This is a genomic window from Cytophagia bacterium CHB2 (assembly GCA_030263535.1).
Taxonomy (GTDB): Bacteria; Zhuqueibacterota; Zhuqueibacteria; order Zhuqueibacterales; family Zhuqueibacteraceae; genus Coneutiohabitans.
The window spans coordinates 1-3,119 of the sequence record SZPB01000542.1; the positions used below are offsets into that span (position 1 = coordinate 1).

Below are 3,119 nucleotides of genomic sequence, written 5' to 3' on the forward strand. Positions count from 1 at the left end.
CCGAATATGATCGCGACCGCCGGTGGCGCACGACGACGTTTTTGCATTTGGCCAAGCCTGCCAAAACGCGAAAAGTTCTTTTTGATCTGAGCGTGAACGATGCTTATAACGACCCGGGCCGGCCGATCTATGAAACGCGGCCCAACGGCGAAACCGTTTTGCTGCAAGAAGGCGATTGGATTTATCTGAATGCGCGCGGCGCTTCGGCGGAAGGCGACCGGCCGCGTGTCGATCGCATGAATCTAAAGACGCTGGCCAAGCAACAACTTTTTCAATCACCGCCGAAAGCCTATGAGCAATTCATCGCATTTTTCGGCAAAGAACGCAATACGATCATAACCCGCTACGAATCGCAAACCGAGCCGCCCAATTACTTCATCGTCGATTTCAAAAAGAAGACGCGTTCGACTCTCACAGATTTCAAAGATCCCGCGCCGCAGCTCTCCGGATTAAAAAAAGAACTGGTGAAGTACAATCGCGCCGATGGGGTGCCGCTTTCAGGCACGTTGTATTTGCCGCCCGGCTATCAAGCCGGCGCGAAATTGCCGCTGTTGATTTGGGCTTATCCGCTGGAGTATTCCGATCCCGCCACTGCCGGGCAAGTCCGCGGCTCGCCGTTTACCTTCACGTTTTTGCGCGGCGCCTCGCCGTTATTTTTTCTGACACAGGGCTACGCGGTTTTGCTCGACGCTACGATGCCGGTGGTCGGCGACCCCGAAACCATGAACAATACCTTTGTTGAGCAAATCGTTTCCTCCGGCCGGGCAGCCATTGACAAGCTCGATTCCCTGGGCGTGATTGACCGCAAGCGCGTTTTTGTTTCCGGCCACAGCTATGGCGCGTTTATGACGGCAAACTTGCTGGCGCATTCCGATGATTTTGCCGCCGGTATTGCGCGCAGCGGAGCTTATAATCGTTCGCTGACACCCTTCGGATTTCAGAGCGAGCGCCGCTCGTTTTGGGAAGCGCCGGAGATTTATATGAAAGTTTCGCCCTTTACGCATGCCAATAAAATCAACGAGCCGATTCTCATCATTCATGGCGAAGCGGATAACAATCCCGGTACACACACAATGCAATCCGAGCGGCTCTATCAAGCCATCAAAGGCAATGGCGGCACCGCGCGTTTGGTGTTGCTGCCGCATGAGAGTCACGGCTATGTTGCGCGCGAATCCGTGTTGCACGCACTCGCCGAAATGTTCGAATGGGCCGAGAAGTATGTCAGGAATCGCAAGGTTGAGGTGGGGAGCAATTAAGCCTGAGTGTCGAAAACCGGCGATCAAATCACCGTTATTGGAATGCGAGTTGACCGCGACGCCGGGTTAGGTTAAAATCGCCTTCGAGGCTCATTGATCAGCAATTTACTGGCAATCGTGAATGAGCTTGACACACATCAGCCGGTAAAATCAAGATTATTCTTGCCAAGCCAAATACTGAACACCAGTAGATTGGGCAAGCCGCAAAACGTTGAACACGCTTACATGGATGAGCTTTCCTTGCCGTACAGTAAACAACAGCGCTTACCTCTCAAGCTCGACATTGACACTCCTATTCTCCACAAAAACCGGCCTGAGTTGCGAGAAATCTGCGATCATGGTTTTACAGAGTGGGTTCTTGCGGCCCCGCCGTTGATGTTCCGTTCCTGCGCCCAAATTCAGCATTGCCCCGCTCTCTCAAAATTTCGCAATGCTTTGATTGCTTCGCTGCCAGAAATGCGCGAGGAGGGCAGAAAACGACGGTGTAGTGCAATCGCCGCGAAATGGTTCGGATTAAACGAGAAGCAGTTTTTAGCATGAAGCTTGAATGTGAAATTGCAGGGAAGGTTTATGGGATAGATCTTGCCAACGCGATTGATCTCGCGATTCCATTGTATTTTGAAGGCGCCCAGCCCAATCATTTTGATGCCCCGGAGGCAACGGCGCGGCACTTCGAGAGCGGCTCGTTTGTCGGCGATACCAGGCGGGGAGGAAGCTGTAACGTCGAAGAGTATCGATTGATTCCACATTGCAATGGAACTCACACCGAATGCGTCGGGCATATTTCACATGAGAGGATTTCGCTTCACCGCATCTTGCAGAATGCTCTCATTCCGGCGACTCTTATTACGGTCACGCCGGAGCCGGCTCTTGCTTGCGCCGATTCATACCTCCCGGCGAAGCAAAAGGAAGATTGGCTGGTCACTCGTGAGCAGCTATCCAATCATTTGCAAGCTCGTTCGGCTGATTTTTTAAGCGGCTTGATCATACGTACATCGCGCCATGAGCCCGCCAAAAAATCACGACGCTATGCGCAACATATGCCGGCTTTTTTTTCGAGGGAGGCGATGGCATTGGTTGCCAGCCTCGGCGTGCAACATTTGCTTGTCGATTTGCCTTCGGTGGATCGCATGTTTGACGAAGGCCGGCTGAGCGCCCATCATGTGTTTTGGAATGTACCGCAAGGCAGCCAAAATGTTGACGAGAATCATCCTTCTTTGAAAACCATTACGGAGATGATTTACATCGATGACAGTGTGTATGATGGAGAGTATCTGCTGAATCTTCAGACGCCAAGTTTTGTTGCTGACGCCGCGCCGAGCCGGCCGGTCATTTACCCGATTGTTTCGCTGTAATTTTGTGCAGAAATGCTGTGTTCATCCGGCAAGGAAGTCCGCATGAATGACGGCGTCAAGAGAAGTCGTTTCTTTGAGTATCCTGAACTAAACAAGATTGGCTGATCACGGATGATTGACTATCGTACCAACCGCAATTTTGCCCTGGCCGTTGACGCTCGCGATCCTCTCGCAAAGTATCGCGAACGCTTTCATATCCCTAAAACTAAAATTGGCGAGGATTGTGTTTACTTGTGCGGCCATTCGCTTGGGTTGCAGCCCAAATCGGCGCGTGCCTACATTGAGCAGGAACTGCTGGATTGGGAGCGCCTCGGCGTTGACGCGCATCTGCGCGCCAAAAATCCCTGGCAATCCTACCATGAGATTCTCGCGCCGCCGCTCGCACGACTGGTCGGGGCTCATCCGAGTGAAGTGGTGGCGATGAACTCGCTCACCGTAAACCTTCATCTCATGATGATGACGTTTTACCGGCCGACTCCGAAACGACACAAAATCCTGATGGAGGCCA

At 52.4% G+C, this 3,119-nt stretch carries 4 protein-coding genes; all 4 read left to right on the forward strand.

The genetic code is table 11. The features are described from left to right. Window positions 1–1,256, forward strand: a 1,256-nt coding sequence (locus FBQ85_28660; protein MDL1879105.1) for a S9 family peptidase, incomplete at its 5' end; no start/stop codon positions are given. Between the two features lie 93 nt (window positions 1,257–1,349). After that, window positions 1,350–1,796 (forward strand): hypothetical protein, encoded by a 447-nt coding sequence (locus tag FBQ85_28665; protein ID MDL1879106.1) that lies wholly within the window; start codon window positions 1,350–1,352, stop codon window positions 1,794–1,796. After that, the gene (locus FBQ85_28670; protein MDL1879107.1) at window positions 1,760–2,611 is read left to right on the forward strand and encodes a cyclase family protein; all 852 of its coding nucleotides are present in this window, start codon (window positions 1,760–1,762) and stop codon (window positions 2,609–2,611) included. The genes FBQ85_28665 and FBQ85_28670 overlap by 37 nt, the downstream gene beginning before the upstream one ends. A gap of 111 nt (window positions 2,612–2,722) precedes the next feature. Then, window positions 2,723–3,119, forward strand: a 397-nt coding sequence (locus tag FBQ85_28675; GenBank protein MDL1879108.1) for a kynureninase, incomplete at its 3' end; no start/stop codon positions are given.

Coding starts and splice junctions, on each gene's coding strand:
- FBQ85_28670 (MDL1879107.1), top strand. CDS start 1,760: ATGGTTCGGATTAAACGAGAAGCAGTTTTTAGCATGAAGCTTGAATGT.